This is a genomic window from Haladaptatus ordinarius (assembly GCF_054177595.1).
The window spans coordinates 1-5,252 of sequence record NZ_JBPEHH010000177.1 but is presented as its reverse complement, the minus strand read 5'-3'; the positions used below and the strand labels follow the sequence as shown (position 1 = coordinate 5,252).

Below are 5,252 nucleotides of genomic sequence, written 5' to 3'. Positions count from 1 at the left end.
GAGACGAACGATTCGAGCTCGGTGCGTTCCTCGTCTGAAAGATCAACCGTATACTCCTTGTTTACCATCTCCTCTCTAACAGATTGTCTCTTAACAATCTATGGTTGACGAAGCACTAGGAATTGGAGTGCGTCTGTGTTAGTAGGTAATACTAACTACTAATCCACTCTCGAACACGAGTGTGTCAAGAGGATGAATGATTCAGACATAGACTTTTTTATATGACAGTTTTATTGGTGGAAACTCACGAGAGAAGCGAGGCGGAATAAGGTGATTACTCGTCGTTCGATGCGAATGAACTGGAACATAACTGTCGAACAGGCATTCCAAGACCGGTGAGCCTCTTTGAGAGAAACTGTTATGTGATACAACGTACTAAGATGTAAACATGCCTTCGATCAGCGCCCGCATCCCAGAGGATGATGAAGACGAACTCAAAGCAGTCATCGAACTCCTCGAAGAAGACAAGAGTACAGTTATTCGCAAAGCTCTCTCCGAAGGCCTCACGTCACTCCGGCGACGCGTCGCCATCGAACGGTATCAGTCGGGAGAAATCTCCGTCAATCAGGCAGCGCGTCTCGCTGGTGTGAGCCTCGCCGAGTGGCTCGAAATCGCCCGTGAACGGAATCTCACCTCCCAGCTTTCCCCTGATGATCTCGACGCGGACGCTATGGCCGCCCGCGAGCTATGATGCAGGTCTTCATCGATGCCACAACGCTCATCTCTCTCGGCACCATCGGCGAACTCAACCTCCTCACGAACGTTGCAGGCGATCTCGTCATCCTCCCACTCGTTGGAGCCGAGGTCACGACCGAACCCGCTCAAACGAATCTCACCCGATTCGTCAACAACCACGAGGTCCGCACTGATGACCCTGCCGTTCACGACCGAATTAACCAGGCAAAAGAGGTCCTCGGAGAGCCTACCGAAAATGGCGACGTCCATCTGATCGCTGCCGTCCTTGCCTACACTAACGATGACAGATCGATCGGTGTCATTTCCGATGATCGCCGTGTCCGTACTACGGCTCGGGGACTAGGGGCAACGGTCACCGGAACCATTGGCGTTATCGTACGAGCTGTCGACGAGGGGCTTCCTCCTCAAGACGCTCGGGAACTCGTCGACCGTGTTGATTCGCACGGGCTCCACATGACCGGAAATCTCCGCGAGAAAGCATACTCACTCATTGACGATGCCGCTGATACGTCTTTACCTGAGTAGCCTCCACGAAAGAATTAGCGAACAAGACAGACAAGGCAACAGCCCATCGGAGTTCGAGAAAGGCGCACATTTGCTCGCGGGAAACGTCGAAGAAGACCGAATTAGCGTCGAAGGAAGCAAACTCGAACGTTTCACCAAAGACGACGGCAAGACCTACTTCCGACTCCCCAGTGAAGACGATACGCTCGGTCGCGGTGGTAGCGTTGCCCATTCGACGGCCGATTTTCTCCCACTGCAACGACTCGCCCGCTATGACGACGAAATGCCCCCCAACGGAAGCTATTACCGATCTATCCAACCGAATCCAATCTTTGGCACCGTCACTTGAGCAAAAATACCAAAAGACAGAGCCACAGACAGCCCGTTTTCAAACGATTAAATCCCGCCAGACCGCCTTGAAACACCTTCGTGAGCATATACGCAGTGCACAAAACGAAGTGTTCCTCTCCCTTCCACTGTCGGAGCAAAAAGAGATAGAAGCCGAATTAACGAGCGCTGTCGATCGAAATGTGTTCGTAGCATGTCTGTATACGGATGCAGAACCAGAGTCGATTGCACCCGCTCGATTCAACGGGAATGCAAGCGTAGTCCGTGTATGGGAGGAGAAGGCACCCTTTATTTCGACAGTCGATGATCAGACTGCGATTGTCGGTGATGCCGAACTACTTGGAGGGATCCATGCCGACGAAACTGCCGTTTCGCTTTCAGAAGAGCATCTCGCCGGTTCCGTGCTTGGGTCACTCATCGGGAGCTATTGGCCGATCGCTTCGGAACTTTACGTGATGAAACCTGGTGAGCTTCCGTATCGGTTTCAGTCGGCTCGCAATGCAGTATTGCAGGCGACACTCCATCTGCACGAAGGTACCGAACCATTGACTACAATAATGACAGAAAGCGGCGAAGAGATCACGGGCCGTATACTAGATTCGAATCAATGCCTTGTCAAACCTGAAACAGGAGACTTCCCCGTCGAGAACGGATTGGTCGTCGAGACGAGTAAGGGAGACAAGATTACAGTAGGTGGATCAGGAGCATTTATCGAAGACTATCATGCCGAAACCATCAAATTAGATTAACCATCAGCTTAAAAGACATGTCTGCAATGAGTTTCTGGCGCCTTCTGTTCACTTTGAATCTCGTGTTGCTTGTTCTGCTTGGAGTTTCATTTCCCTTCCAACAGTCCGGATCAGCGTCACGGACGATTTCGCTCCTCGGATTTCTCGTTATCGGAGCGTCACTTCTTGGTCTAGGTTTTTTGATTCGGATCGATTGGGATCTGTTTTAAGTTCACTCTATCGTCTCGGAATAGACAAGCTGGTAAATCTGGAACGCCAGAGAATTATCTCATCCAATATGATCAGGTGTCCTATAAATGAGAAGAACATCATAATCATAGATGATAGCTCGGGTCAGTAGGTTTTTGCCAGCCGTATAACTACTATCTAAGGATGGCAGTTAATACAGAATTAGAGGAAGAATTAGATAAATCAAAGCCGCTAGTGTCCGTCGGTGTTGTCGGTGGTGGTTTCATTGGACGAACTGTCGGTAGTCAATTCGGAGAACTGGATACTGCTGAGGTCAAGGCCGTCGTGGATATAGACAGCAAAACTCTGCGGACAGCTGGGGAGGAACTCGGAGTCCCAGAGGAAGCCCGCTACGAGGACTACGAAGCGATGTTGAAGTCAGAAGACCTCGATGCAGTGTTGCTTGGAACGCCGCACACACTCCACTATGAGCAAGTGCTCACAGCAATGGAGCACGATCTGCATGTTCTCTGTGATAAGCCCCTGACGACAGATCTTGATCATGCTCGCGACCTTGTCGAACGAGATACTGCCCGAGACGAAGTGCTGATGGTCGGATATCAGCGGCACCTGTACCAGTCGTTCGTCAAAACACGAGATACCCTGGAAAAAGAGGGACGTATCCCGCAGTGGATAACCGCAGAGGTCAGTCAGAACTGGGTTGACCGCTTCAGCGATGCGTGGCGGACGAATCCCGATCTCTCCGGTGGAGGATACCTCTATGACACAGGCAGCCATATTCTCGATTCAATTCTTTGGAGTACGGGTCTTACGCCGACCGCAGTGTCCGCCGAAATGGACTTTGTCGACAACGAGCAGCGCGTTGACGGTCGATCTCATGTGACGATCCGATTCGAGGAAGGAACAACAGCGACGGTCGTTTGCTCCGGTGAGACACCCTGCATGCGTGAGCACATTCACATGTGGGACGAGGAAGGCGCCATCTATCTCGAGAGTCAGGACTGGGAGCCGAACAAACTTACAGAAATCGATTCCACGAGCGGTGAATATTCTCCTCGGCTTGATCGTGGCGATCTCCCGAACAAAGCAGAGGCATTCGTTCAGTCGATTCGTGACCGAGAGAGCCCACCAGCAACAGCTCTTGACGGGCTTCGCGTGACGGCAGTCACAGAAGCAGCATACGAATCTGCACGACAGAATGGCGAATTCGTTACTATCGACCCAACTGATGTTGCGTTAGACTGATCTAAACCTCTGTTTCATTACAGGATTTGATTTGCCACTCCGATGGTTTCCGACTTTCGTCGAAGAACGCTCGAATGCAGGCCGCCAGCTCTTCGAGACAGTCCAGCGATCGGAACAGAATACCGAACTCGTGAACTTTCGTGAGAAGCGCGCCGAGAGTCAGCAGATCGAGGACAAATATCTCGACGTCCTTGAGCACGCGAAGAATGTCGCCAAGACGAATGACGTGATGGTCGCACGATTAGGCTATCGAGAAGTCGCGACGCATTACGGCTGTGCGTACAAGAACGACGGCTATCGGGTGATGGAGGAGATGGCCGAACGGGTGCCCGGCGTGACCTACAAGGAGTCACGGACGCTGTCCGTGGATGACGCCATGGGTGTCGGGGGCCACCACATCGAAATTACGTTTGCCCATCCCGACCTCGCCGGGTGGATGCGAGCCCACGAAGCAAACGCGGGAGGGAACGGAGGGCGCTGATTATAGCGTTGTAATCACGGGGGTTCGAAGAACCCCCATCTTGGCGGCACCACCACACGAGATTCACACCGCTTACCCGGTGACACATGGTGGTAACGGTTGTACGGCTACTGGGGAGTATGTCTATTTCTGCGTCTATTTCTGCGAAACGGAGGGGGTCGCTTACGCGATCCCCCTCTATTACAACGGTGTAATCCGCGCCTCACAGTAGCGTCAGTCGCGTACGGCGTGAGTGAGAACATATCGACGTGTTCCGAGTTGAATCTCTACTCGATCGGAAACCCGAGTCGCAAACGCAGAGAGTGAGATCTGTTCGTCCCCTTCTGTCGGTCGCACTGACGCGCTCTCTACGATTTGTCCCAGACAACTATGGAATTTCCCGGCTGCAAAGAGGCGAACATTTAGCATGTCTCGCCCACGTACCTAGAGATATGACCGATGCAGATCCGTCACCCCACGAGCAAGCTGCAGAGGCGTTTGCAGCAGCTGCTCATGACGTGTTCGGCGATCGGATTGAGGATCTCATCGTCTTCGGCAGCACCGTCCGCGGAGAAACCCGCGGAATTGACTCCGATGTCGATATCTTCGTGATTGTTACTGACGAGTCAATTGTCGACGACCTCCGGGATCTCGCGTACGACGTGCAACTCGACTACTCCGTGGTTGTATCCGTCCACGTCCAAACGGCAGTACGATTTGCCGAACGGAAAAATCATCCATTCATCAAGCACGTACTCGCCGAAGGACGCTCGTATGCCTGAGGATGGGTATGTTGGCGAAGAACTCGAACAAGCCCAAACAGCTCTTGCCGACGCAAAAATTCTCCAGGAAGGAAGCGGATCGGATACAGCCGTCGTAAATCGGCTGTACTACGCGTGTTTTCATGCGGCGCAAGCAGTCCTCTACGCGAAAGGCTTCGACCCCATTCGTATTCGGTTAAGAGGCTAAATCGCAAGCCGACGGCTACCTGAACTCGTAGAGCGAAGGGGAGGTTGTATGAGACTCTCCCCGGATGCAATTACATCGCTGCTGACTTCGCT

The 5,252-nt window shown here is 52.5% G+C and carries 7 protein-coding genes; all 7 read left to right on the top strand.

Features of this window, described 5'->3' with window-relative positions; genetic code table 11:
• Positions 1–388 precede the first annotated feature (388 nt).
• The 7 genes from ACR3FF_RS25595 to ACR3FF_RS25570 all read left to right on the top strand — a co-directional run bounded on the left by ACR3FF_RS25595 (position 389) and on the right by ACR3FF_RS25570 (position 4,973).
• Positions 389–691: a UPF0175 family protein gene (locus tag ACR3FF_RS25595; protein ID WP_458190926.1), complete on the top strand. Its 303-nt coding sequence runs from the start codon at positions 389–391 to the stop codon at positions 689–691.
• Positions 691–1,221, top strand: a complete 531-nt coding sequence (locus ACR3FF_RS25590; RefSeq protein WP_458190925.1) for a PIN domain-containing protein — start codon at positions 691–693, stop codon at positions 1,219–1,221. Before ACR3FF_RS25595 ends, ACR3FF_RS25590 begins: the two co-directional genes overlap by 1 nt.
• The gene (locus ACR3FF_RS27510) at positions 1,193–1,549 is read left to right on the top strand and encodes a DUF8008 family protein (protein WP_472850173.1); all 357 of its coding nucleotides are present in this window, start codon (positions 1,193–1,195) and stop codon (positions 1,547–1,549) included. Before ACR3FF_RS25590 ends, ACR3FF_RS27510 begins: the two co-directional genes overlap by 29 nt.
• Positions 1,473–2,297, top strand: a complete 825-nt coding sequence (locus tag ACR3FF_RS25585) for a TrmB family transcriptional regulator sugar-binding domain-containing protein (RefSeq protein ID WP_458190924.1) — start codon at positions 1,473–1,475, stop codon at positions 2,295–2,297. Before ACR3FF_RS27510 ends, ACR3FF_RS25585 begins: the two co-directional genes overlap by 77 nt.
• Before the next feature lie 372 nt (positions 2,298–2,669).
• Positions 2,670–3,731 (top strand): Gfo/Idh/MocA family protein, encoded by a 1,062-nt coding sequence (locus ACR3FF_RS25580; protein WP_458190923.1) that lies wholly within the window; start codon positions 2,670–2,672, stop codon positions 3,729–3,731.
• 130 nt (positions 3,732–3,861) lie between these two features.
• Positions 3,862–4,212, top strand: a complete 351-nt coding sequence (locus ACR3FF_RS25575) for a hypothetical protein (protein ID WP_458190922.1) — start codon at positions 3,862–3,864, stop codon at positions 4,210–4,212.
• A 431-nt stretch (positions 4,213–4,643) separates the two neighbouring features.
• Positions 4,644–4,973, top strand: a complete 330-nt coding sequence (locus tag ACR3FF_RS25570) for a nucleotidyltransferase domain-containing protein (protein ID WP_458190921.1) — start codon at positions 4,644–4,646, stop codon at positions 4,971–4,973.
• Positions 4,974–5,252 lie beyond the last annotated feature (279 nt).